The following is a 25,004-nucleotide window of genomic DNA, read 5'->3' as shown; positions in this document are numbered from 1 at the left end:
AAATAAAACATTTTATACAATATACTATAAAGGAGAACTTTGATGAAAGCAGAAAAAACAAGCATATACCCAATTATTAAAAATAATTTAAATCAAGTATCAATTGTTGAATATAAAAAAGGTCAGAGATTTGTAGCATCAGATAAAGATTTACAAGAAGTATTTTTCATAATAGAGGGAGTTGCTTTAGTAGAATGTACGACTAGAGGGGGAAATAAATTTCTTGTTGACATTGTACCTGAAAATGAATTTATAGGTAAAATTAGTTATATATATGAACATAATTTGAAATGCGATATATTTGCAAAGACCAATATAAAATTATTTCGATTTGAGAAACATATCTTTGAAGAATTTTATCTTAAACCAGATTTTATTGCACTATTTCATAGCAAATGTACAAGAAGGATATATGAGCTATATAAAACTAGAATGGTAAGAGAGTTATTTTCTTGCACAGAAGTTATTGCATATTGTATTTTTAAAAAACAAGAAAATAGTGTCTGCAATATAAAAGCTATTCGCCATTTTAGTGAAATATATTCTATTAGTAGAAAAAGTAGGTATTATTCGCTATTAAAATTAACTGAGAAGGGGATAATAAAAAAAATAAGCAATACATATGAGATTTTAAATTATGATGAATTACATAGGTTGTCATTTGAAGTAAAAGAGTTTTTGGAAGATGAATAGAGGATATAGAAATAGTCTCATTGAAAATAAAAAATATCTTAATTGTTTTCAATGAGACTGTTTATAAATATTATATACTTATAAGGTATAGTATCGTTATTAGTCAATTTCCTTTACTATATTAATAGCCCACTTTTTAGATAAGGCTCTAGGAACACCAAATATAAATTTAACTACTTCTTCACTATAAGTGAGTAGAACAAGAATAAATATAGGAGCTCCTTTAAATGCAGCTATAAAAGTTAAAGGGATAGAAGCTAACCACATACATCCTAATTCTAAAAATAGAGCATATTTAGTGTCTCCACCACTTCTTAAAATACCAATTATGACTAATGTATTAAAGGATTTAAGAGCCATTAGTACTCCCATTATGAAGAATATCTTAGTTATATCAGAAGATAAACTATCAGAGACACTAAACATCTTTAATAATAATGGTATATTTAAAATTAAAATAATTCCAAGTATTAAGCCAGCTAAAAATACCAGTATAGAAAACTTTTTAGCATACTCAATAGCTCTTTTAATATGGTCAGCCCCAAGTTCATTTCCAAGCATAATAGATGCACCAGATGCAATACATACAGCTGTCATTATGAAAAAATTACCTGTGCTGGTTGCTATTTGACTTGCTGCTATGGCTGATGTACCTGCTCTTGCATATGCAACAGAATACAAAACAGTTCCAACTGCCCATACAGAGTCATTTACAAATATAGGAAAGCTTTTTGATGAAAAAGATTTTATAAAAATCCTATCAATAGCTTTTAAATTTTTCAAACCAAATTTTAATATATAGTCCTTTTTATAAAAATAAACGTAAGTAATCATTAAAATTAGTTCACATATTCTAGCAATAACAGTTGCTAATGCGGCTCCTTTTACACCCATTGCAGGAAGGCCAAAATTACCAAATATAAATCCATAATTTAAAATAACATTTGTTACAAGAGCGAATGCACTACAAATCATACCTAACTTAGGATTTCTAACACCTCTGGAACCAGTACTAAATACTGTACTTATAGCTATTAATGGATAACTAAATACTGCAATGCTAAAGTAATCTATACAAAGTTTTACAACTTCTGAATCATAAGAAAATATGTGTATAATTGGTTTTGGTGTTAGCAAAGCAGGAATAACAAATACAAAACTTAGGATAATGGCCAATATACAAGTAAGTCCTGTGACTTTTCTTATGTTACTTATATCTTTCTTTCCATAAAACTGTGAAATAAAAACTCCAGCTCCTCCTGTAATACCAGATAGGGACATATTAAAAAGAAAGAAAAACTGGTTTGCAACTCCAACTGAAGCTACAGATACCTCCCCCAAACTACTTATCATAACTGTATCTATTACATTGACAGAAGTAGAAATTAAGTTCTGTATGATAATAGGTATACATAAAGATAGAAGTATTTTATAAAATCTTTTATTTTCGTCTTTTAAAGAAAATAGTTCTTGCAAATAATCCTCTCCTTTTTACATAAATTCTTCCCACTCATCATATAGAGAGGCAAGGTTATTTTCTAGATTAATTTTTTCTTGGCTAACTTCTTTAGCCTTATCTGGATTAGAGTATACTTCTTCTTGACATAAAAGTATATCTAATTCTTCAATTTTAAGTTCTAACTTTTCAATTTCTTTTTCTATGTTTTGTCTTTTTATTCTATTCTTCTTTTCTACTTCTCTTTGTTCTCTTTCTTTTCTTTTTTCATCTTTTATTTGAGTTCTAGTTTTTTCTTCTTTTTCTTCTATAAGACTCATCTCTTGGATTTGCCTTTTTTTATCAATATAATAATCATAATTTCCTAGGTACTCAGTAATTCCATTTTCATCTAAAACTAAAATCTTATCAACAACTGTATTTAGAAAATATCTATCATGTGATATTGTAAATATAGTCCCATCATAATTAGTTAATGCCTCTTCAAGAACTTCTTTAGAATCAATATCTAGGTGGTTAGTAGGCTCATCTAATAATAATAGATTTGCATTTGATAATATAAGTTTAAGTATGGCAACTCTAGCTCTTTCTCCACCACTTAATGTAGAAATCTTTTTAAAAACTTCTTCATCAACAAATAAAAATGCTCCTAACATATTTCTCAAGGTAGTTTGAGTAAGATGCGTATTATTTTCCCAAATCTCATCAATTATTGTGTTATCTAAATTAAGGGTTTTTTGTTCCTGATGGAAGTAAGAAACGTGTACATTAGTCCCAAATTTAATATTACCACTAAGAGGTTGTAATTCGTTAGTTATTATTTTAAATAATGTAGATTTACCAATACCATTTGCACCAATAAGAGCTACCTTTTCTCCTCTATATATATCTAAATCCAAATCTTTAAAAAGTATTCTTTCCCCATAACCCATGGATACATCTCTGATTTGAAGAACATCATTACCACTCTGGACAGAAGGAGTAAATTGTATACGAGCTTTTTTTCTATAAGCTTCTGGCTTATCTAGAACATCTACTTTATCCAATGCTTTTTCTTTACTTCTTGCACGTTTTAGATGTTTTTCTCTACCATAAGCTTTAAGTCTTTCTATTGATTCTTCCTGCTTTTTTATTTCTTTTTGCTGGTCTTCAAATTTTTTAAGTTCTAATTCTTTTTCTACTTTAGATAACTCAACAAATTTAGAGTAGTTACCATTATATACTTTAAGTCTTTTATTATGAACCTCAAAAATTCTATTTACAGATTGGTCTAGGAAATATCTATCATGAGATATTAACATAACAGTACCTTTATATTGTTTTAAAAATACTTCCAACCATTCTATAGCTTCAGAATCTAAGTGGTTAGTCGGTTCATCAAGTAACAATAAAGTTGGTTTTTTAAGAAGTAATTTTCCTAAAAGAACTCTAGTTTTTTCACCACCAGAAAGTATACTTATTGGTTTATCCATATCATTTTCACTAAATCCTAATCCTTTTAAAACACCTTTGGCTTCAGATTTATAACCATATCCATTTAAATCTGAAAATAATTCCAGTTTATGTGAATATTCGTCCATTATTTTTTCTAGAATTGGAGAGTCTGTCTTTGTACTTTCTTCTGAGATTTTAACCTCTAATTCTCTTAGATAAGATTCCATCTCTATCAAATTTTTAAAAACTTCTAACACTTCTTCTAAAATAGTATTATCCGAATAAAAATTGGTATTTTGTTCTAAATATCCGATTTCACAATCTTTAGAAGTGTAAATATCTCCACTATCATAACCATAAATTCCTGAAATTATTTTAAATAAAGTAGTTTTTCCAGTACCATTAACCCCGATTATACCAATTTTATCGCCTTCATTTACTGTAAAACTAATATTTTCTAATATAGAATCTATACCAAAACTTTTATTTAAGTTATTACATGACAAAACAATCATAAATTTCTACCTCCTTGAACTATCTAAAATTATAATGTTTTGATATAATATAATCAAGGTTATATGTATTAGTTTTGAAAAAGAAATATTTTATTGTGAATCAAACAAAAAAGAGGACACTTTTAGGAGGTGAAGATGTTGGGAAATAAAAATATATCAATGGCAGTTATAAGAAGGCTCCCAAAATATCATAGATATCTTGGAGACTTATTAGATAGGGATATACAAAGAATATCTTCTAAAGAATTGAGTGATATAATAGGTTTTACTGCTTCTCAAATAAGACAAGACCTAAACAACTTTGGTGGATTTGGACAACAAGGATATGGTTATAACGTGGAGGCTCTTCATACTGAGATAGGTAAAATTCTTGGATTGGATCGACCATACAACGCAGTTCTTGTAGGAGCAGGTAACTTAGGACAAGCCATAGCCAATTATGCAGGATTTAGAAAAGCTGGATTCGAGATAAAAGCTTTATTTGATGCAAATCCTAGAATGATAGGTTTAAAGATAAGAGAATTTGAAGTATTAGATTCAGATACTTTAGAAGACTTTATAAAAAATAATGATATAGATATTGCTGTATTATGTATACCTAAAAATGGAGCGCAGGAAGTTATTAATAGAGTTGTAAAAGCTGGAATAAAAGGGGTGTGGAATTTCGCGCCATTAGACTTAGAAGTTCCGAAAGGTGTTATAGTTGAAAATGTAAACCTAACAGAAAGCTTATTTACCTTATCATATTTAATGAAAGAAGGAAAGTAGACAACTTAAACATATTAATAATCAGTAGTTATGAGAAGTATTGAGAAAGTCAGACGATTTAATATTAAATCCTCTGGCTTTTTGAAGTATTAGGATAAAATAAAGATTTAAATAATTTATATAAATAAATAATATTTAAGGAGAGTGATTTTAGTGGAGGAATTATGGTCAAAGGCTATTGAATTTCATGGTCATGAATGTCCAGGTTTGGCTATAGGATTTAAAGCAGCACTTGCAGCAAGAGAATACTTAGGATGTAAACAATCAGGAGATGAGGAAATTGTATGCATTTCTGAAAATGATGCCTGTGGGGTAGATGGTATACAAGTAGTGCTAAGCTGTACAATGGGCAAAGGAAATTTACTACTTAGGCTGACTGGAAAATCAGTATATCATTTCTTTAATAGAGAAAATGAAAAATCTATAAGAATATATGTAAAATCTAAACCGTTTGACATGGACAGAGAAGGGTATAAAAAATACTTATTAGAAAGTGATTTTGAAGATATCTTTGAGATTACAGATACAAAGCTAAAACTTCCTGAAAAAGCAAGAATATTTAAATCTCTTAAATGTGAAGTATGTGGTGAATTTGCACCTGAGCAGTATATAAGGATTCAAGAAAATAAAAAAGTATGCCTTGATTGCTTTGATAAATATGAAAGATTTTATGAAGAGGATTAAATTTATATTAAATTAAAAGTATCTAGATGTAGATTAATAGTATATTAAGAAGAGAAATATATAGAATATAACAAATTATATAAATTATGATACTTGAATTATACATAATTAAAAAGAGACTGATTAATATTGATAAAATAAAATCAGTCTCTTTATGAATAACGAATTATTATTCTGGTTGAGGTGCATCTACAGGACAAGCTCCTGCACAAGAACCACAGTCTATACAAGAACCAGCATCTATAACATATGCGTCGTCTCCAGCTGATATACAGCTAACAGGGCATTCAGCCTCACAAGCACCACAGCTTATACAAGCGTCAGTAATTTTATATGCCATTTTGAAATCCTCCCTTTTATATGTATTGTAATTCAATAACATTATAACAAATATTATTGAATATAACAATTAAATTAATTCTACAACAAAAACTTTATTGTGATATTCTTGTTTGAAAGTTTTACAATAAAGTTTAATCTGCTTATATTTTTATTTATCTTAAAGGGGCTTATTTTAAAAATAAAATTAAAGTTAAAGAATAGGGTATCGATTCTATTTAAAAATGTTATACTCTAAAAAAGTATATTTTATCTTAAAAACTATTAATACAAAGGAGGTTTAATATGAAAAATAAATTAGTTTACATATGTATTATGAGTATAGTGTTATTTGTAGTAGGATGTTCTAATAATCCAAATAAGGAAAGCAATATTAAAAAGGATTCTAAAAATAGCCAAAGTAAGGTTGAAGAAAAAAAAGAGCCTGTAAAAAAAGACATAACTATAAGTTTTGCTGGTGATGTAACTATGGGAAACTATAAAGGGTCATCTTATTATGGTAGTTTTGACCATGAATTTAAAAGACAAGGAGAAGATTATGATTATTTTCTTAAAAATGTAAAACCTGTATTTGAAAAAGATGATTTAACAGTAGTTAATTTGGAAGGACCACTTACTACTGCATCAACTGCAAAAGAAAAGAAATTTGCATTTAAAGGGACTCCAGGGTATGTAAATATTTTAAAATCTGGAAGTGTAGAGGCAGTAAGTATCGCAAATAACCATTCAGAAGATTATTTTGAAGAAGGAATGAAAGATACACAGTTTATATTAGATGAAAATAAAATAAACTATTTTGGTCTGGGTAAAGATGCTGTTATAGATGTTAAAGGAATTAAGGTAGGTTTATTAGGATATAATGGATTATCAACTGAATATAATGAAAAGAATTTAAAACAAATGGAAGATGATATTAAAGCACTAAAGAAAAAATCAGATGTTGTTGTGGTGTATTTTCACTGGGGTATAGAATTAGATTATTATCCAGATAAAAAACAAAAAGATTTTGCTCATTATGTAATAGATAAGGGAGCTGATTTAGTTATGGGTTCTCATCCACATGTTATTCAAGGTATAGAAAAATATAAAGATAAGTACATAGCTTATAGTTTAGGAAATTTTTGTTTTGGAGGAAATAAGAATCCTTCTGATACAGATAGCTATATATATCAACAGACTTTTTCTTTTTCAGATGACAAATTAACTTCAATTAAAGAGCCAAATATAATACCAACATCAATAACATCTAGTAGTTCTAGAAACAATTATCAACCAAAAGTGCTAGATGGAAGTGAGAAAGATAGAGTTTTAAATAAACTAGAAAAAATAAGTAAAGATTTGAATAAATAAAATGTAAAAAAAAATAAATATATATATTTATTTTAATAATTTATATTTTGTTTAGGATATGGTAAAACGTGGTATTAAATAAGTAGATTTTAATAGTTAAATTATAATCAATTATAATAAAGCTATCTAATCTACTTTTTTAATATAAAAATATAAGGGGGAATTTGTAATGGCTTGTAACACTTGTAAAATGTGCGAAAGCGCAGACAAGAAATTAGAAAGTTTTGTAGCTTCAAAGGATGTTGAAACAGCATTTCATAGAACAGAAGATCAAAAAGTTAAATGTGGTTTTGGACTTCAGGGGGTTTGTTGTAGACTCTGTTCAAATGGACCATGTAGAGTAACTCCTAAATCTCCAAGAGGTATATGTGGAGCAGATGCAGACACTATAGTAGCAAGAAACTTTTTAAGAGCTGTAGCATCAGGAGCAGCTTGTTATTTACATGTGGTAGAAAATACAGCTAAGAATTTAAAGAATGTTGGAATAACTAAAGGTGTTATTAAAGGAGAAAAAACATTAAATCAATTAGCAGAGATGTTTGGAATTGAAAGTGATGAAAAATATGATAAATGTATAAAAGTTGCTGATAAAGTTATTAATGATTTATATAAATCAAGAGATGACAAAATGGAATTGGTAGAAAAAATAGCTTATGCACCTAGAGTGAAGAAATGGAAAGAGTTAGGTATAATGCCTGGTGGTGCAAAGTCAGAAGTTTTTGATGCAATAGTAAAATCATCAACAAATTTAAATAGTGATCCAGTAGATATGTTAGTTAACTGTTTAAATCTAGGTATATCAACAGGATTATATGGTCTTACACTAACTAATCTTTTAAATGATGTTATGTTAGGGGAACCAGTTATAAGAATGGCTCCTGTAGGATTTAATGTAATAGACCCAGACTACATAAATATAATGATAACAGGTCATCAACATTCAACATTTGCAAATTTCCAAGATAGATTAAAAGATGAAGATGTTATAAAATTAGCTCAAGCTGCTGGAGCAAAAGGCTTTAAGTTAGTAGGATGTACTTGCGTTGGTCAAGATTTACAATTAAGAGGAGAACATTATCAAGAAGTATTTGCTGGACATGCAGGTAACAATTTTACAAGTGAAGCAGTTTTATCAACTGGAGCAATAGATATAGTTCTTTCAGAGTTTAACTGTACTATACCAGGTCTTGAGCCAATAGCAGATAAATATAAAGTTAAAATGGTTTGCTTAGATGATGTTGCCAAAAAAGCAAATGCAGAATATATAGGATTAGACAGAAGTAAATTAGATGAACTTAGTAATACATTGATAGAAAAAGCATTAGAATCTTATAAGGAGAGAAGAGGAAGTGTTGAAATAGACATACCAAAAGACCATGGATTCGAGCAATCTTTAACTGGTGTAAGTGAAAAGAACTTGAAAGCGTTTTTAGGAGATTCATGGAAACCTCTCATTAATTTAATTGCAGAAGGAAAAATTAAAGGTGTTGCAGCTGTTGTAGGATGTTCAAATATGACAGCAGGAGGACATGATGTAAATACTGTTGAGCTTACTAAAGAATTGATTAAAAAAGATATCATAGTTCTTTCTGCAGGATGTTCTACTGGAGGATTAGAAAATGTTGGTCTTATGTCACCTGGAGCAGAAGAATTAGCAGGAGAAAACTTAAAAGAAGTATGTAAGACTCTAGGGATACCACCAGTATTAAACTTTGGTCCATGTCTAGCTATAGGAAGACTAGAAATAGTAGCAACTGAATTAGCAGCTGAGCTTGGAATAGACTTACCACAATTACCATTGGTACTTTCAGCGCCACAATGGTTGGAAGAACAAGCATTAGCTGATGGAGCTTTTGGTCTTGCTCTTGGTTTACCTCTTCATTTAGCTTTACCTCCATTTATAACAGGAGGAAAATTAGTAACAGAAGTATTAACAGAAAAATTAAAAGACTTAACAGGAGGACATGTTATAGTGAATCCAGACCCTAAATCTTCAGCTAATCAATTAGAAGAAATAATAATAGACAGAAGAAAAAATTTAGGGTTAAAGGATGTGGAATGTAATGCATAGAATTTTTATAAATAAAGATTTATGTACAGGATGCAAGAGTTGTGTATTAGCATGTATGCTAAAACACAATAAAGACTATGATATGTATACTCTTGATTTAGAAAATATAGATAATGATAGTAGAGGACATATAGAGTTAGATAGCAAGCATAATAATCCAGTTCCAATTCTTTGTAGACACTGTGATGAACCTGAATGTGTATTAGCATGTATGAGTGGTGCAATGCATAAAGATAGCGAAAGTGGAATCGTTTCTTATGATGAAGAAAAATGTGGTTCATGTTATATGTGTGTAATGTCTTGTCCATATGGATTATTAAAGCCAGATGACAGAAGCAAGCAAAACATACTTAAATGTGATTTATGTAAAGATGAGGAATATCCTAGATGTGTAGCTAATTGCCCAAGTGGAGCAATTGAATTACAGAAGGAGGAAAACGATGAATTATGTAGTATTAGGAGCTAGTGCTGCTGGTATCAATGCAGTAAAAACATTAAGAGAATTAGATAAAGATTCAAATATAGTAGTAATTTCTAAAGATGAAAATATATACTCAAGATGTATGTTACATCATGTTATATCTGAACACAGAACTTTAAAACAAATAAATTTTGTTGATGAAGATTTTATGGAGAAAAATAATGTAAATTGGATTTCAGGTGAAACTGTTAAAGGTATAGATATAAATAAAAAGGTAGTTCAGACAGAAGATATTACTGTAAATTATGATAAGCTTTTAATAGCTACAGGTGCGTCTTCCGCTATTCCTCCAATAAAAAATTTAAGAGATGGAAATTTTGTATATTCTGTGAGAAACATAGATGATATTTATAAAATAAAAGAAAAAGCAGCAAACTCTAAAAATGTAGTTATAATAGGTGCTGGGCTAGTTGGTATAGATGCATTAGTTGGATTATTTAAATATGAGCAGTTAAATATTTCTGTAGCATTTATGGAAAAGTACATTTTAGATAGACAATTAGATGAATATACAGCTTCAGTATATGAAAACAAGTTTAAAGAAAAGGGCGTGAAATTTTACCCAAGTGCATCAATCCAAGAAATTGTCTTGGATGATAATAAAAATGTTAAAGGTGTTGCATTTTCAAATGGAGAGATTCTTGATGCTGATATGGTAATTGTGGCTACAGGAGTTAAACCAAATGCTGATTTTCTAGATGGAACAGGAATAGAATATGATAGAGGTATAGTAATAGATGATATGTGCCAAACAACACAAAAAGATATATATGCAGCTGGTGATGTTGTTGGTAAAAATGCTATTTGGCCTTTAGCAGTAAAGCAAGGAATTGTAGCTGCATACAATATGGTTGGAAAAGATAAAAAGATAGAAGATGAATTTGCTTTTAAAAATAGCATGAATTTCATGGATATACCAACCATATCTATAGGTATGAATACACCAGTAGATAATAGCTATAAAGTATTAACTAGAGATGGGATTAATGATTATAAAAAATTCGTTTTTAAGGACAATATAATTTATGGAGCTGTTGTACAAGGCGATATTTCATATGTTGGTGTATTAACGTATTTGATAAAAAACAAAGTTGAAATATCTGATTTAGAAAATAGGATATTTGATGTATGTTATGCAGACTTTTTTAATATAAAAGAAAATGGAGAGTTTTGCTATAGTGTATAAAGATATATGTAGAGCAATGCTTACAATATAATAAATTAATCAATAGAGCTATTCTAGAATGAGTAATCTTGTTTAGAAATAGCTCTATTTTTATAACTAAGTTTAGATTATGTTATAGTTTGTAAAGATATTATTTTGAACAAGTATACATATATTCTCTAGTAAGAGGTAAATCGTTTTTTATACCTTTGGTGAAAAGTATCTGATGTATGTCTATAATACCAGTGTTGAAAGCAGCAGCACAAGAACAAAGGTATAAGTCCCACATTCTTATAAACTTATCATCAAACATCTCTTTAATCTTTGGAAGATTTTCATAGAAATTTCTTTGCCAGTATAATAAGGTTTTTACATAATGTAATCTTAAATTTTCTACATCTATAGTATGATATTTGTAATCACTACAGATATGTATCATTTCTCTTAGACTAGGAATAACCCCTCCTGCGAAAATGTATTTTTTTATCCAAGGGTCTCCATAAGACTCTTTAAGACCACTTATATAGTGAAGTAAAAATAATCCCCCATCCTTTAGAACAGCATTTACATTTTTAATAAAAAGCTCATAATTTTCTCTACCAACATGTTCAAGCATACCAACACTTACAACTCTATCAAACATAAGGTCTGAGTTTTTAAGCTCTCTATAGTCCATAAGCTTTACTTCGAGATAATCTTGAAGATTTTCTTCCTGAATTCTTTTATTAAATTCTTTATATTGTTCTTCACTAAGTGTAATTCCAACACCATGAATCTTATATTTCTTTGCTGCTTCTATTAGTAAGAATCCCCAACCACAACCAATATCAAGAAGACTCATACCTTCTTTTAAATTTAGTTTAGTTAATATGTGGTGAACTTTATTGACTTGAGCCTCATAAAGAGTATCATTATCATTTCTAAAATATGCACAAGAATAACTAAGTGTATTGTCTAACCATAAACTATAAAAATCATTACCAATATCGTAGTGAGCATGTATTTCTTTCTTTTGATGTCTCATTGAATTTGATGAGTGTAATAGATGTTTTACAGCTGAATTATCAATATTGAATTTGTCTATTTGTCTTAAAAGTAGATTTAAAGTTAAGAATAAATCTCCTTCAATTTCAATATCTCTATTTATGTAGGCTTCTCCAAGTGCTAAAGATGTACTTTTTAGTAGTTCAGATTTGCTAATATCATTATTTACAATAACTTTAAACTGAGGAGAGCCATCTCCAATTAGAAATTCTTCTCCATCTTTAAGCCTAACTAGAAATGGTGTTTCGCCAAATCTTTCTAAATAGTCTCTTAAAAAATTTTTTGTAATATTCATATTACCAGCTCCTTCTAATGTAAATCCAGTAAGTTTTTCTTGCTTTAAAATATATTATATTCCTTTTTTTAAAAAAGTAAAATTTTTTCAATAAATTTTTTGTTTGAAGGAAATCTGTCTTTTGTAAGAGAATTTCATATTGTGGTATATTTTTTGCTTATAAAATTTCGTATTGGATATAATATTCAACTGTTAATGATATAATAATTTTAATCAATAAAGTGTAATAAAATTTTGAATAAATAGCTTAAAGCTATTTTATGAAGGAGATGTAAAATGGAAGTATATGCCTTGGTTGGGTCAAGTGGTACAGGAAAGAGTTTTAAGGCTTTAGAGTTTGCATATGAAAATGATATAGATTATATAATTGATGATGGAATTTTAATATATAAAAACAAGGTTTTAGCTGGAATATCAGCAAAACAAGCAAATACTACTATAGAAGCAGTTAAAAGAGCTATTTTTTATAATTTGGAACATAGAAAAGAAGTTAGAGATACAATTAAAAATGAAAATATAAGCAAGATTCTTATTATTGGTACATCAAAAAAAATGGTTAATCAGATTGTAGATAGATTGTCAATTGAAGGAATCAATAAGTTTATAAATATTCAAGATATAAGCACTAAATATGAAATAGAAATAGCAAAACAATCTAGAAAAGAAGGAAATCATGTAATTCCTGTTCCAGCAGTTGAAATAAAAAGTATGGCAAGTGGTCTTAGTATAAATCCATTAAAGAGGCTTTTTAGAAAAGGAAATAATAGAAGTATGGTAGTTTTAGAAAAAACAATAATAAGACCAACCTTTAGCTATATTGGAAAATTTTATATCAATGAAGATGTAATTAAACAGATTATTGAATATGAAGTATACAACTTTGAAAGCATTGATAGAATAAATAAAATCAATATAGAGAATTGCAATAATTTTATGAATATTTTTGTAAGTATAAATATCAATGATTTAGAATTTATAAAAAAAATTGAAGGTATGCAACAGATAATAAAAAAGTCTATTGAGAAAATGACTTTAGTTAATGTACAAAAAATAGATATTAACATTCATAAAATTAAAAAAATAAACTTCCTCCCATGTTAAAAAATAAACTGAAAAAATGATATACTAATTTGCAATAAAGTGTGCTATAATTAAACTGTAAATTTAGGAAATGGTTTTTCTAAATGGAGTATACATAATTATAACGTATTTATAAGGGGGCTTTCAAATGTCAGGAAAAGATGTAAATGTCTTCGAGATGGCGCAATCTCAAGTAAAAAATGCATGTGATAAATTAGGTATGGAACCAGCAGTTTATGAATTATTAAAAGAACCTATGAGAGTTATAGAAGTTTCAATTCCAGTTAAAATGGATGATGGATCTATAAAAACTTTTAAAGGATTTAGATCACAACATAATGATGCAGTAGGGCCAACAAAAGGTGGAATAAGATTCCATCAAAATGTTTCAAGAGACGAAGTAAAAGCTTTATCTATATGGATGACTTTCAAGTGTTCTGTAACAGGTATACCATATGGTGGAGGTAAAGGTGGAATAATAGTAGATCCATCAACTTTATCTCAAGGTGAATTAGAAAGATTAAGTAGAGGATACATAGATGGAATATATAAATTAATAGGTGAGAAAGTTGACGTTCCTGCACCAGACGTAAACACTAATGGACAAATAATGTCTTGGATGGTTGATGAGTACAATAAATTAACTGGACAAAGTGCTATAGGTGTTTTAACTGGTAAGCCAGTTGAATTTGGTGGTTCTTTAGGAAGAACAGCTGCTACTGGATTTGGTGTTGCTGTTACTGCAAGAGAAGCTGCTGCTAAATTAGGAATAGATATGAAAAAAGCTAAATTAGCTATCCAAGGTATAGGAAACGTTGGTTCTTACACAGTTCTTAACTGTGAAAAACTTGGTGGAACTGTTGTAGCTATGGCTGAATGGTGTAAATCAGAAGGTTCTTATGCTATATACAATGAAAATGGATTAGATGGTCAAGCAATGTTAGATCATATAAAAGAGCATGGTAACTTATTAAACTTCCCAGGAGCTAAGAGAATATCTTTAGAAGAGTTCTGGGCTTCAGATGTTGATATAGTAATACCAGCTGCATTAGAAAACTCTATAACTAAAGAAGTTGCTGAATCTATAAAAGCTAAATTAGTTTGTGAAGCTGCTAATGGTCCAACTACTCCAGAAGCTGATGAAGTATTTGCTGAAAGAGGAATAGTTCTTACTCCAGACATATTAACTAATGCTGGTGGAGTTACAGTTTCTTACTTCGAGTGGGTACAAAACTTATACGGATACTACTGGTCAGAAGAAGAAGTAGAGCAAAAAGAAGAAGTAGCTATGGTTAAAGCATTTGAATCTATTTGGAAAATCAAAGAAGAGTACAATGTTACAATGAGAGAAGCTGCTTACATGCATTCAATTAAGAAAGTTGCTGAAGCTATGAAGTTAAGAGGATGGTACTAAGATTTACTCTTAATAAATAATAGGATATAATTATTTAAGATATAAAGGGGCTGTACATAGTACAGCCCTTAAATTATGTGGCTCAGATAATGTGGGCCATTTTTTATTTTAATTTATAAATTGTGCAATATAAAAATTAAAGTGTCATAAGTAAGATAAGTGAGAATTGATGGTTGATTTAATTTTAAATGGACTTTTTAGAACTCTTATAGTAAGTAGCTTATGTATTTTTTAATATTAACTTTTAAGAAAAGTATTTTTGTTCTATTATAACTTCGACTTTATATATTTATAACTGTCAAATTTATAGATAATTAAATTAATTAATTATGTTTAATGCACAGTAATCATTACTAAGCTATAATTAAATATAAGGATGTCTCAATAAATTATACTTTAAAATAACTATAAGATAATAAAACATAGTTATTTATTAAAGAAAATATATATTTTAATTAATAAATATGATATGAAAGTATTAAGAGATAACTAAAATTAACTATAAAACACTATTAAATAAGATAGGGGAAAAATATATGTCTAACTTTATTCTAAATGGGATTTTTAGAACTGTTATAGTGAGTAGTTTAAGTATCCTTCTGATATTAATATTCAAGAAAAATGTATTTAAAAGATTTAGTAAAAAATTTAACTATTATATATGGATGATAGTTGTTATTAAATTATTTTTACCATTTACATATTATACTTTTACAATAAATATCTTGAGAAGTAAAAAAAATATTAATATCAACAACATAAATTTAGAGGGATTTAATAATGTCTCAACTATAATTAGTAGTATTTTACTATACTTTTGGCTTGTATCTGTAATGATATATTTAATTTATACTACATTCAAATATATAAAACTTAAAAACTTAATAGGCGATTTATCTTATGAAGTTGATGACGAAGAGATAGTAAATCTTTATAAAAGTGTATTAAACGAATTTGATATAACAAAAAATATAAAGCTCAAGTACTCATATGAAGTTGAAACACCAGCATTTTTTAATTCATGTGTGCTTTTACCACCACATGATTATAAGCTAAAAGAACTAGATTGGATTTTTAGGCATGAACTTATGCATTTTAAGAGTAGAGATCTTTATTTAAAATATGTAATTTTATTTTTAAAAATAGTATATTGGTTTAATCCATTTGTATATATAATGGATAAACATATAGATTTAGATTGTGAACTTTATTGTGATGAAAGAGTTTTAAAAAATCGTAGTTCAGAGGAAAAGAAGGATTATGCATTAACAATTCTAAATGCGATGAGAAAGGGCTCAAATACTTCAAATAAATTTATAGCTGGTCTACATAAGCAATCTGACATTAAAAAAAGAGTGAAGAATATGTTTAATGAGAAGTATAAGAATGGTATATTAATGGCATTAACTTTATGTCTATTATCTTCTATTACTTTTTTGAAAGTTAATGCAACTAGTATTGTCAATTTTAATGTACTGCCTAAGTATGATATGGAGAAGCTACACCTTTTTAGAGGAAACGTTACACTTTTAGAATTTACATATGCAGATGCTCCTAAAAGTGTGAGAGAACAATATAAAAGAAATTGTGAAGAAGTAGGTACGATTCCAAAAGATTCTGATAAAATAGGCTTTGGTGTAAAATTTTATGACAAGTTAGATAGTTTGGCAAGATGATTAAGGTATGGGTATTTTACTTAATTTTAATTTATAACAATCCTAAATAACTACCTATTTTTAAATAAATATGTTTTTATCAAGATAGATGCTCATATAATAACAAATAGCTGAAATCTAAAAGAATTTAGAAGCAAACATTTACAAAATTCCTAAAGAAAGCATTAATGATTATATTCGATTGTAAAAAAATTCACAAAATGACTAACTTTGTAGTTATTCCCTCAAAAAATATATGCCACATAGAAACGCATAAAAAAACACATAAAACAATATTTATGCGTACTTTAGCCTCTAAGGGTACAAAATTCTTTACTTTTACAGACTCGTATTATATAATTAAGTAAATAATGTATATTTAGGTGACATATTGGATAAACTAATTGATTTATTTTATTAATATAATGATACTATAAAAGTTATATAAAGTGGTTTACAAAAAAGTTACAGATAGAGCTTTTATTAATGTATTGTGTATTAATATTTTATCCTTAGGTACACTTCACCTACAAAATAGAATCATAAGATAATTATGGGAAAATTTTAGGAGGTTTATCGTGAAGAAAAAGATATTAATACCAGTATTTGCATCAGTTATGGCATTATCAGTAAGTTCAATTGTAAATGCGGATGAAGTAAATGATTCATCTCAAAATAAGGATGATAAAACAAATACTGAATTAAATTTAGGCGAATATAAAGAAGTAAAATATAAAGTTGCAAAGATAAAAGATGGAGTAGCTATAAAGATAAGAGAAGAAGGTCAAGTTCAGAATATAGCTTATTCTGGAGATGAATTTACTGTTCTAGGAATTCAAGGGGAATGGGTTAAGGTTAAAGTTGAAGATGGAGAAGGTTGGTTAGCTACTAGATATGTAGATATATCTGAAGGTGTAGGATATACTAACGCTGATAAAGTAAATTTAAGAAAAGATAAGAGCGAAAGTTCAGAAGTAATCGAAGAGCTAGAAAAAGGAAGCTCTTTATTGGTGTTGGAAGAAAGTGGAGAATGGTTGAAAGTTAAAGATGGAGGAACTGAAGGGTATGTAAAAGCATCTTATATATCAGATAAAGCTCCAGTAATAGAAGAACCAGAAGTAAATCCAAGTGTTAATCAAAATGGAAATTCTACAAATAACAATCAACAAAATAATGCAAATGACACTCAACAAAACAATAATTCAAATGTGCCAACAGCTAACTCTAATGCAGTTCAAGCTGTACTTAACTTGGCTTATTCTAAGCAAGGTTGCCCATATGTTTGGGGAGCAGAAGGACCAAACACTTTTGACTGTTCTGGATTTACACAATATGTATATAGAAATGCAGTAGGAAAGAAAATACCAAGAACATCTAAAGCACAATCTAATTATGGACAAACTGTAAGTAAAGCAAATTTACAGCCAGGAGACTTAGTATTCTTCACAACTAATGGTTCTGGTTCTGTTAGCCATGTTGGTATATATGTAGGTGGAGGTAATATGATACATTCTCCATCAACAGGAAAAACAGTTCGTGTGACTAGTATAAATTCAGCATACTATACAGCAAGATTTGTTACAGCAAAAAGAATATTATAATCAACTTGTAATATGACAAATTGATAAATACATAAATATAAACGCTCTATACTATATTTAATTTAATCAGGTAACAAAAAATGATTATATTTTAAATGTAATATAGAGCGTTTTTGTATTGGTTTACATTTGACCAATATTAAGACTGATATTACTATTAAATAGTAGTCTTTCCATATAATGATTATTTGTGCAATCCCTTGACAGGATAAGGCAAAGGTGGTAAGCTACTAACAGTACAAAAATACTTTTAATTTTAGTTCAGAGAGGCTAAAAAAGGAGGACGAAAGATGTTAAAATCAAGAAATTTAATCCAACCAGAAGACTTTTCAATAGAAGAAATAGATGAAATATTAGAATTAGCTCAAAAAATAATTGACAATCCGTCAAAATATTCTCGTATATGTGAAGGCAAACTATTAGCTACATTATTTTATGAACCATCAACAAGAACAAGATTAAGCTTTGAATCTGCAATGAACAGACTTGGAGGTCGTGTTGTAGGTTTTTCAGAGCCTAGTTCATCATCTGCATCAAAAGGTGAAACTTTAGGTGATACGATGAGAATAGTATCTGGTTATGTTGATATAATAGCTATGAGACATCCTCAATCAGGTGCAGCTTCAGAGGCTGCTAGATTTACGGAAGTGCCATTTATAAATGCAGGAGATGGCGGGAATCAACATCCAACCCAAACACTTACAGATTTACTTACTATAAAATCATTAAAAGGAACTTTAGAAAACCATACAATAGGATTATGTGGTGATTTAAAATATGGAAGAACTGTGCATTCTTTGGTTAAGGCTATGGCCAGATATAAAAATACAAAGTTTGTATTTATAGCGCCTGAAGAATTGAAAATGCCAGACTATATAAAAGAAGCTATAAAAGGACATGCATATTATGAGACTAATAATCTAGATGATGTTATAGGAAGTTTGGATGTTTTATATATGACTAGAGTTCAACAAGAAAGATTTGAAGATAAATCAGAATATGAAAGACTTAAAAACTATTATATTTTAAATAAATCTAAATTAGAAAAAGCATCTAAAGACATGTTAGTAATGCATCCATTACCAAGGGTAAATGAAATAGATATAGATGTAGATGATGATGATAGAGCTGTATATTTTAAACAAGCTAAATATGGAATGTATGTTAGAATGGCTTTAATAATAAAGCTTTTAGGTATAAATGAAGATTAATAACTCTCATATAATAGTAAAATAAAGGAGATTTTGGGATGTATAAAATTCTGGAGAATATATACATAGGCGAAGATATGTATAGAATGAAAGTAAAAGGTAATTTTGAAGGTAAGATGGGACAGTTTTATATGCTAAGAGCATGGGATACTTATCCAGTACTTTCAAGACCTATAAGTATACATGATATAGATGAAGAAGGAATAACTTTTCTTTATAAAGTAGTAGGAGAAGGAACTCAAATTTTAAGTAACCTAAAAGTAAATGATACTATAAAGTTAGAAGGACCTTATGGTAATGGATATACTAAGGTTGATGGAAAAGTAGCTTTAGTAGGAGGCGGAATCGGTGTGGCCCCACTATACTTAGTTGCTAAAAATATAAAAAACTGTGACGCATATCTTGGATTTAGAGAAGATGTTATATTAGAAGATGAGTATAAGCAAGTGTGTAACGAAGTCCATACAACAGTAGGTAATACTTTTGTAACAGATATAATTGATGTGGAGAAATATGATTACATATTAACATGTGGTCCAACTCCAATGATGGAAAAATTAGTTAAGATGGTAGAAGGTACTAAAACAAGAATTATGGTATCTCTTGAAAACCATATGGCATGTGGAATCGGTGCTTGTTTAGTATGTACATGTAAAACTAATGAAGGAAATAAAAAGACTTGTAAAGATGGTCCAGTGTTCTGGGGAGAGGACGTGATTTTTAATGGCTAATTTAAGTGTAAAATTTGGAAATATAGAATTTAAAAATCCAGTAATAATGGCGTCTGGAACTTTTGGATTTGGAAGAGAATATAATGACATTTATGATATACAAAAACTTGGTGGTATAAGCAGTAAAGGACTAACTTTAAATAAAAAGCCTGGAAACAATGGTATGAGAGTTCATGAAACACCATCTGGCATGATGAATAGTGTTGGACTTGAAAATCCTGGAGTTCAAGGATTTATAGATAATGAATTACCTTTCTTTAGTGAATTAGACTTAGTTAGAATAGCTAATGTTGGAGGTGGAACATTAGAAGACTATTTATTAGGTGTTCAAATGTTAAATGACAAACCTATAGATATTATTGAATTGAATATATCTTGCCCAAATGTTAAAGCTGGGGGGATGGCTTTTGGTATAAAAAATGAAGTAGCAAGAGAAGTTGTTCGTGAGGTAAGAAACATAACGAAACTACCTTTAGTAATAAAACTATCACCCAACGCAGAAGATATTGTAGGAATGGCAAAAGTTTGTGAAGAAGAGGGCGCTGATGGAGTATCTCTAGTGAATACTTTTAAGGCGATGGCAATTGATATAAAAAATAGAAGACCAGTATTTGAGAATGTCTATGCAGGATTATCTGGACCAGCTATAAAACCTATAGCTCTAAGAATGGTACATGAAGTGTGTAAAAATGTAAATATACCTGTAATGGGAATGGGCGGAATAACTAAGGCTACAGATGCTATAGAATTTATAATGGCAGGAGCTACTTGTATTCAAGTTGGAACTGCAAACTTTATGAATCCTAAAATCGGTCTTGAAATAATAGATGGAATTAATGACTTTATGGAAAAAGAAGGAATAAAGAATTTGAAAGAAATTAAAGGAATTATATAATGTAGTATAAATAGTACTTAAAAAATAAAAGATATAGACTAAATAAACAATAATTTTATAACATTAATATGGAGGAAAAATAATATGAGTAAAGTAGATGTAGTAGATATATTAAAGAAGAGTGATGCATTATTAGAAGGACATTTTTTATTATCTTCAGGAAAGCACAGTAATAGATATGTACAATGTGCAAAGGTATTAAGATTTCCAGAGTATGCTGCTGAGGTACTAAGTACAGTTGTTGAACAAATAAAAGACTTAGATATAGACTTAGTAGTAGGGCCAGCAATGGGAGGAGTAATAGTTTCTTATGAGTTAGGAAGACAGTTAGGAAAGGAAGCTGTATTTACTGAGAGAAAAGACAATACAATGGAGTTAAGAAGAGGATTTGAAGTTAAAAAAGGTGCAAAGATAATAATTGCTGAAGATGTTGTAACTACTGGTAAATCAACTATAGAAACAAAAAGAGTATTGGAAGCATTAGGTGGAGAAGTTATAGGTGTTGCATGTATAGCAGATAGAACTAATCATGATATAGGTATGCCTATATATAGTGCTATAAAGCTTGATATACAAGTTTATGAATCTGATGAATGTCCTTTATGCAAAGAAGGAAAATTACCAGTTGTTAAACCTGGAAGTAGAGAATTTAAAGAATTAGGGATGTAATAACTCAATTAAGTTTAGTGGTATTTAAAGAATGTAAATTTTTTAGAGTAAAACTAATATTATATAATATAAATCAAAGATAAAAACAGTTAGCCTTGCAAATAAGGCTAACCGTTTTTTTGTTAAAAATATATTTACAAAAAAAGAGATAATAGCAGTACAATATAAGTATAATATAAAAAAATTATTATATATTGAGGAGGGGTAAGTATGAAAAATCAATTGAATGAAACTCAGAAAAAGGTTGTATTTTTTGGAGTAGGGGCTGTAGGAGCTACTTTCGCAGAACAATTTTTAAATTCTAAATATGATTTTAAAATTCTTTGTGATGAGAAAAGAAAGAAAAGATATTTAGAAGATGGATTCATAATAAATGAGAAAAGGTATGATTTTGATTATGTAACTAGGGATGAGTATAAACAAGAGGCTGATTTTATAATTATAGGCTTGAAATATAATAATTTAAGGGAAAATATAAGAGAATTAGACGGATTAGTTGGAAAAAATACAGTAATAATGTCTTTATTAAATGGAGTTGATAGTGAAGATATAATAGGAGAAAGATTTGGAATTGAAAAAATGGTATATTCATATGTCACTAATATAGATGCTAAGAAAATTAATAATAATATTATACATACTACTAATGGAATAATTGTATTTGGGAACAAAGATAATAGTGAAGATAGAAAAACTAATATAATAACAGAAGTCTTTAATAGTGTAAATATAGAATATGTTTTATCAAAAGATATTCAAAGAGATATGTGGTGGAAATACATGGTTAACATTGGTGTAAATCAAACCTCAGCTATACTTGGCGCATCTTATGGGGTATTCCAAAGCTCTGAGCATCTAAGAGAATTGGCAAAATCTGCAATGAGAGAAGTAGTTGCTATAGCTCAGGCAAAAGGTATAGGTCTTACAGAAGATGATGTGGAAAATTCGTTACATAGAATACTGGAACATTCAAAAGAAGGAAGAACATCAATGCTTCAAGATGTAGAAGCTCATAGACTTACAGAAGTAGATATGTTTTCTAAGAATATTTGTGAACTTGGAAAGAAATACAACATATCTACACCTATAAATCAGACTTTTTTTAATATGATAAAAGTAATTGAAAGTAGATTTTAAATAGTCTTTATAAATAAATTTGGTAATTGTTGATTTTAAATCTAGATAATATTATAAACTATTTAAATTACTAAATATTTTTAATTCATCAATAAAAATATTTGCTGCTTTTGATAAAGTTATATCCTTTGGATATATATATGAGAAGTGTCTGTTGTAGTTGCTTCCAAGCTCTATGACAGACAGTTCATTATTTAAAACTGGTAAGCTTGTCACTAGATTAGATACTATTGTAATTCCTAAATTATTTCTAACAGATTCTTTGACAGCATAGTTACTTCCAAAGACCATCATACTTTTTGGAATAATCTCTTTAACACTTAAAAACATATCTAAATAATCTCTAGTGCCAGAGCCATCTTCTCTAACTATCCACTTCTGGTCTTGTAGCTTTTCAAAGCTGAAGTCTTTTAACAAAGGGCTATTATATGGAAGTGCTAAAACCATCTTATCTTCAAAAAAATATTCTTGAATAAATGAAGGTGAAGAGCAAGTGCCTTCAATAAGTCCAATATCTAAAACATAATCTTTAACATGAGAAGACACAATTGATGTATTTTCTATGAAAATTTCTACATCTATGTCAGGATATTTTTGTGAAAATAATGCTAAGAAATTAGGCAGAATATACTCACCAATAGTTAAACTTGCACCAATCTTTAAGCGACCAGTTATAGCATCTGAAACCTGACTTACATCATGATAGGTAATGTTTAAAAGATTTAATATTTCCTTAGCTCTTTTATACAATATTTGTCCACTTTCTGTTATAAAAATAGTCTTTTGTTTAATAGACCTGTTTATAAGTATGACTTTAAAATAATTTTCTAGATTTTTAATGTGTTTACTTACACTTGGCTGAGATAAATTTAAGTATTCACCAGCTTTAGTAAAATTTTTATATTCAACAACAGCCACAAATGTTTTTAATTCTTCAAACAATTTTAGACCTCCCTTACTTAATGAAAGTTTACATTTTTTATATGTTTTCTACAAATAATTATACTAGATGTAATAACCATCAAAAATATTAATCATTACGATATTATATATTTATTTTACTTATGGTTATTACAATTATATACTATTATTGTAAAGAAAACTATATTAATTATAAGGTAGGTATATTATGTTAAAGAATAAAAGCTGTCTAACATTAAAAAATATAAAAGAAATATTACCTGGGCTATTTGTATCAGTATTAGTAGGTTATATTAGTATATTTATTTCTACTCTAATTCCTAAAGTAGGAGCCGCATCAATTTCTATATTTTTGGGTATGTTTGTAGGAAATTTATTCTTAAATCAAAAGGTGTTTCAAAAAGGTTATAAATTTTCAGAGACAGATTTGCTATCATATTCAATAGTACTATTAGGAGCGACACTCAGTGTATCTACTCTAATAGACTTAAAAGTTTCAGGAATCTTATTTATAATGTTACAAATGACAATAACAATAGTAGCAGCACTTTATATAGGTAAAAAATTAGGTTTTGAAGAAAACTTTAGATTTCTAATGGCAAGTGGAAACGCAGTATGTGGTTCTTCTGCTATAGGAGCAACAGTTCCAGTAGTTAATGCTACAGACAAAGAGAAGGGAATTGCAATAACTATTGTAAATGTTACTGGTATATTTCTTATGTTTTTACTTCCAATAATATCTCAATTTTTATATAGCCATGAGCTAGTAAAAACATCAGCAATGATAGGAGGAACTTTGCAGTCAATTGGTCAAGTTGTAGCAAGTGGGGCGATAGTTGGAGAAAATGTAAAAGATTTGGCAACTATTTTTAAAATAGTAAGAGTAATATTTTTGGTTGTTGTAGTATTAGTATTTGGGCATATGAAAAATCAGTCTAATAGTGAAATATTTGAAGAAGAAAAGGATGAGATAAAAAAGAAAAAAGTAAATATACCATGGTATGTAATTGGATTTTTTATAACTTGTGCACTTTTCTCAATGAATATTATACCAAAAGATATATCTGTATTATGCAAAGAAGTAAGTAACAAATTTGAAATAATAGCTTTAGCAGCAATTGGTTTAAAGGTTAATGTAAAAGACTTAGTGAAACAAGGTAAAGAAGTTTCTTTATATGGTTTATTTGTAGGTATAGTGCAAGTTGTATCAGCTATAGTTTTAATAAAAATATTTATATAATATAAAAAACATTTTTAATATTAGCTTGATTAATTAAAATAATATGATACTAATAATTTATAATATAAATAAAAAATGAATTTCGATAAGTTTAGATGGGTATAAACTTATAGAAATTCATTTTTTATTTTAAGTGAAAATTTAAAGTAAAATAT

Annotated in this window: 22 protein-coding genes; 17 read left to right on the top strand and 5 right to left on the bottom strand. The window is 28.5% G+C overall.

All coding sequences use genetic code 11. The features are described from left to right. Positions 1-42: 42 nt before the first annotated feature. Positions 43-693 carry a Crp/Fnr family transcriptional regulator gene (locus KGF38_RS18615; protein WP_176702439.1) on the top strand — a complete coding sequence of 217 codons (651 nt, stop codon included), beginning with the start codon at positions 43-45 and terminating at the stop codon, positions 691-693. Between the two features lie 99 nt (positions 694-792). Here the strand turns inward: KGF38_RS18615 and KGF38_RS18610 are convergent, their stop codons facing one another. Together KGF38_RS18610 and KGF38_RS18605 are read right to left on the bottom strand one after the other, a co-directional pair. Continuing rightward, positions 793-2,169: an MATE family efflux transporter gene (locus KGF38_RS18610; RefSeq protein WP_074178111.1), complete on the bottom strand. Its 1,377-nt coding sequence runs from the start codon at positions 2,167-2,169 to the stop codon at positions 793-795. A gap of 15 nt (positions 2,170-2,184) precedes the next feature. Further along, positions 2,185-4,098, bottom strand: a complete 1,914-nt coding sequence (locus KGF38_RS18605; protein ID WP_054268739.1) for an ABC-F family ATP-binding cassette domain-containing protein — start codon at positions 4,096-4,098, stop codon at positions 2,185-2,187. A gap of 135 nt (positions 4,099-4,233) precedes the next feature. On the opposite strand from KGF38_RS18605, the gene KGF38_RS18600 reads away from it, so the two are divergent. Continuing rightward, the gene (locus tag KGF38_RS18600) at positions 4,234-4,866 is read left to right on the top strand and encodes a redox-sensing transcriptional repressor Rex (protein ID WP_021382595.1); all 633 of its coding nucleotides are present in this window, start codon (positions 4,234-4,236) and stop codon (positions 4,864-4,866) included. 144 nt (positions 4,867-5,010) lie between these two features. After that, the gene (locus KGF38_RS18595) at positions 5,011-5,550 is read left to right on the top strand and encodes an FmdE family protein (protein ID WP_074178110.1); all 540 of its coding nucleotides are present in this window, start codon (positions 5,011-5,013) and stop codon (positions 5,548-5,550) included. 169 nt (positions 5,551-5,719) lie between these two features. Here the strand turns inward: KGF38_RS18595 and KGF38_RS18590 are convergent, their stop codons facing one another. Then, complete coding sequence (locus KGF38_RS18590; protein ID WP_009888017.1) at positions 5,720-5,890, bottom strand: DUF362 domain-containing protein; 171 nt, start codon at positions 5,888-5,890, stop codon at positions 5,720-5,722. A gap of 284 nt (positions 5,891-6,174) precedes the next feature. Between KGF38_RS18590 and KGF38_RS18585 the strand changes: the two genes are divergently transcribed. The 4 genes from KGF38_RS18585 to KGF38_RS18570 all read left to right on the top strand — a co-directional run bounded on the left by KGF38_RS18585 (position 6,175) and on the right by KGF38_RS18570 (position 10,977). Beyond that, the gene (locus tag KGF38_RS18585) at positions 6,175-7,239 is read left to right on the top strand and encodes a CapA family protein (RefSeq protein WP_074178109.1); all 1,065 of its coding nucleotides are present in this window, start codon (positions 6,175-6,177) and stop codon (positions 7,237-7,239) included. A 169-nt stretch (positions 7,240-7,408) separates the two neighbouring features. After that, the gene (gene cooS, locus KGF38_RS18580; protein WP_054275605.1) at positions 7,409-9,310 is read left to right on the top strand and encodes an anaerobic carbon-monoxide dehydrogenase catalytic subunit; all 1,902 of its coding nucleotides are present in this window, start codon (positions 7,409-7,411) and stop codon (positions 9,308-9,310) included. After that, positions 9,303-9,776, top strand: coding sequence for a 4Fe-4S dicluster domain-containing protein (locus tag KGF38_RS18575; protein WP_054268743.1), 474 nt, complete (start codon positions 9,303-9,305; stop codon positions 9,774-9,776). Before cooS ends, KGF38_RS18575 begins: the two co-directional genes overlap by 8 nt. Continuing rightward, positions 9,751-10,977 (top strand): NAD(P)/FAD-dependent oxidoreductase, encoded by a 1,227-nt coding sequence (locus KGF38_RS18570; RefSeq protein ID WP_054275606.1) that lies wholly within the window; start codon positions 9,751-9,753, stop codon positions 10,975-10,977. Before KGF38_RS18575 ends, KGF38_RS18570 begins: the two co-directional genes overlap by 26 nt. 130 nt (positions 10,978-11,107) lie before the next feature. Here KGF38_RS18570 and KGF38_RS18565 read toward each other — a convergent pair whose 3' ends face one another. Next, positions 11,108-12,295 carry an SAM-dependent methyltransferase gene (locus KGF38_RS18565; RefSeq protein WP_074178108.1) on the bottom strand — a complete coding sequence of 396 codons (1,188 nt, stop codon included), beginning with the start codon at positions 12,293-12,295 and terminating at the stop codon, positions 11,108-11,110. Positions 12,296-12,571: 276 nt separating this feature from the next. Between KGF38_RS18565 and KGF38_RS18560 the strand changes: the two genes are divergently transcribed. The 9 genes from KGF38_RS18560 to KGF38_RS18520 all read left to right on the top strand — a co-directional run bounded on the left by KGF38_RS18560 (position 12,572) and on the right by KGF38_RS18520 (position 22,688). Continuing rightward, the gene (locus KGF38_RS18560; RefSeq protein ID WP_074178107.1) at positions 12,572-13,396 is read left to right on the top strand and encodes an ATP-binding protein; all 825 of its coding nucleotides are present in this window, start codon (positions 12,572-12,574) and stop codon (positions 13,394-13,396) included. 127 nt (positions 13,397-13,523) lie between these two features. Next, on the top strand, positions 13,524-14,789 hold the full coding sequence (gene gluD / locus KGF38_RS18555; RefSeq protein WP_054268747.1) for an NAD-specific glutamate dehydrogenase: 1,266 nt from the start codon (positions 13,524-13,526) through the stop codon (positions 14,787-14,789). 536 nt (positions 14,790-15,325) lie between these two features. After that, positions 15,326-16,465 carry a M56 family metallopeptidase gene (locus KGF38_RS18550; protein ID WP_074178106.1) on the top strand — a complete coding sequence of 380 codons (1,140 nt, stop codon included), beginning with the start codon at positions 15,326-15,328 and terminating at the stop codon, positions 16,463-16,465. 557 nt (positions 16,466-17,022) lie between these two features. Beyond that, positions 17,023-18,045 carry an NlpC/P60 family protein gene (locus KGF38_RS18545; RefSeq protein ID WP_054268749.1) on the top strand — a complete coding sequence of 341 codons (1,023 nt, stop codon included), beginning with the start codon at positions 17,023-17,025 and terminating at the stop codon, positions 18,043-18,045. A gap of 290 nt (positions 18,046-18,335) precedes the next feature. Further along, positions 18,336-19,256: an aspartate carbamoyltransferase gene (pyrB, locus tag KGF38_RS18540; protein WP_054275608.1), complete on the top strand. Its 921-nt coding sequence runs from the start codon at positions 18,336-18,338 to the stop codon at positions 19,254-19,256. Positions 19,257-19,294: 38 nt separating this feature from the next. Beyond that, positions 19,295-19,987 (top strand): dihydroorotate dehydrogenase electron transfer subunit, encoded by a 693-nt coding sequence (locus KGF38_RS18535; protein ID WP_074178105.1) that lies wholly within the window; start codon positions 19,295-19,297, stop codon positions 19,985-19,987. Further along, a complete protein-coding gene (locus tag KGF38_RS18530; RefSeq protein WP_054268752.1) occupies positions 19,980-20,882 on the top strand; it encodes a dihydroorotate dehydrogenase in 903 nt (300 codons plus the stop codon). Before KGF38_RS18535 ends, KGF38_RS18530 begins: the two co-directional genes overlap by 8 nt. 84 nt (positions 20,883-20,966) lie before the next feature. Then, positions 20,967-21,551, top strand: coding sequence for an orotate phosphoribosyltransferase (gene pyrE, locus KGF38_RS18525; RefSeq protein WP_054268753.1), 585 nt, complete (start codon positions 20,967-20,969; stop codon positions 21,549-21,551). Positions 21,552-21,761: 210 nt separating this feature from the next. Then, a complete protein-coding gene (locus KGF38_RS18520; RefSeq protein WP_074178104.1) occupies positions 21,762-22,688 on the top strand; it encodes a ketopantoate reductase family protein in 927 nt (308 codons plus the stop codon). Between the two features lie 51 nt (positions 22,689-22,739). Here the strand turns inward: KGF38_RS18520 and KGF38_RS18515 are convergent, their stop codons facing one another. Continuing rightward, on the bottom strand, positions 22,740-23,630 hold the full coding sequence (locus KGF38_RS18515) for a LysR family transcriptional regulator (RefSeq protein WP_054268755.1): 891 nt from the start codon (positions 23,628-23,630) through the stop codon (positions 22,740-22,742). 187 nt (positions 23,631-23,817) lie between these two features. On the opposite strand from KGF38_RS18515, the gene KGF38_RS18510 reads away from it, so the two are divergent. After that, the gene (locus tag KGF38_RS18510; RefSeq protein ID WP_074178103.1) at positions 23,818-24,849 is read left to right on the top strand and encodes a YeiH family protein; all 1,032 of its coding nucleotides are present in this window, start codon (positions 23,818-23,820) and stop codon (positions 24,847-24,849) included. Positions 24,850-25,004 lie beyond the last annotated feature (155 nt).

The organism is Clostridioides sp. ZZV14-6387 (genome assembly GCF_020657835.1).
In the GTDB taxonomy this organism is placed as follows: Bacteria; Bacillota; Clostridia; order Peptostreptococcales; family Peptostreptococcaceae; genus Clostridioides; species Clostridioides difficile_A.
Note: the sequence above shows the minus strand (reverse complement) of the source record. Positions and strands in the feature narration are given on the sequence as shown.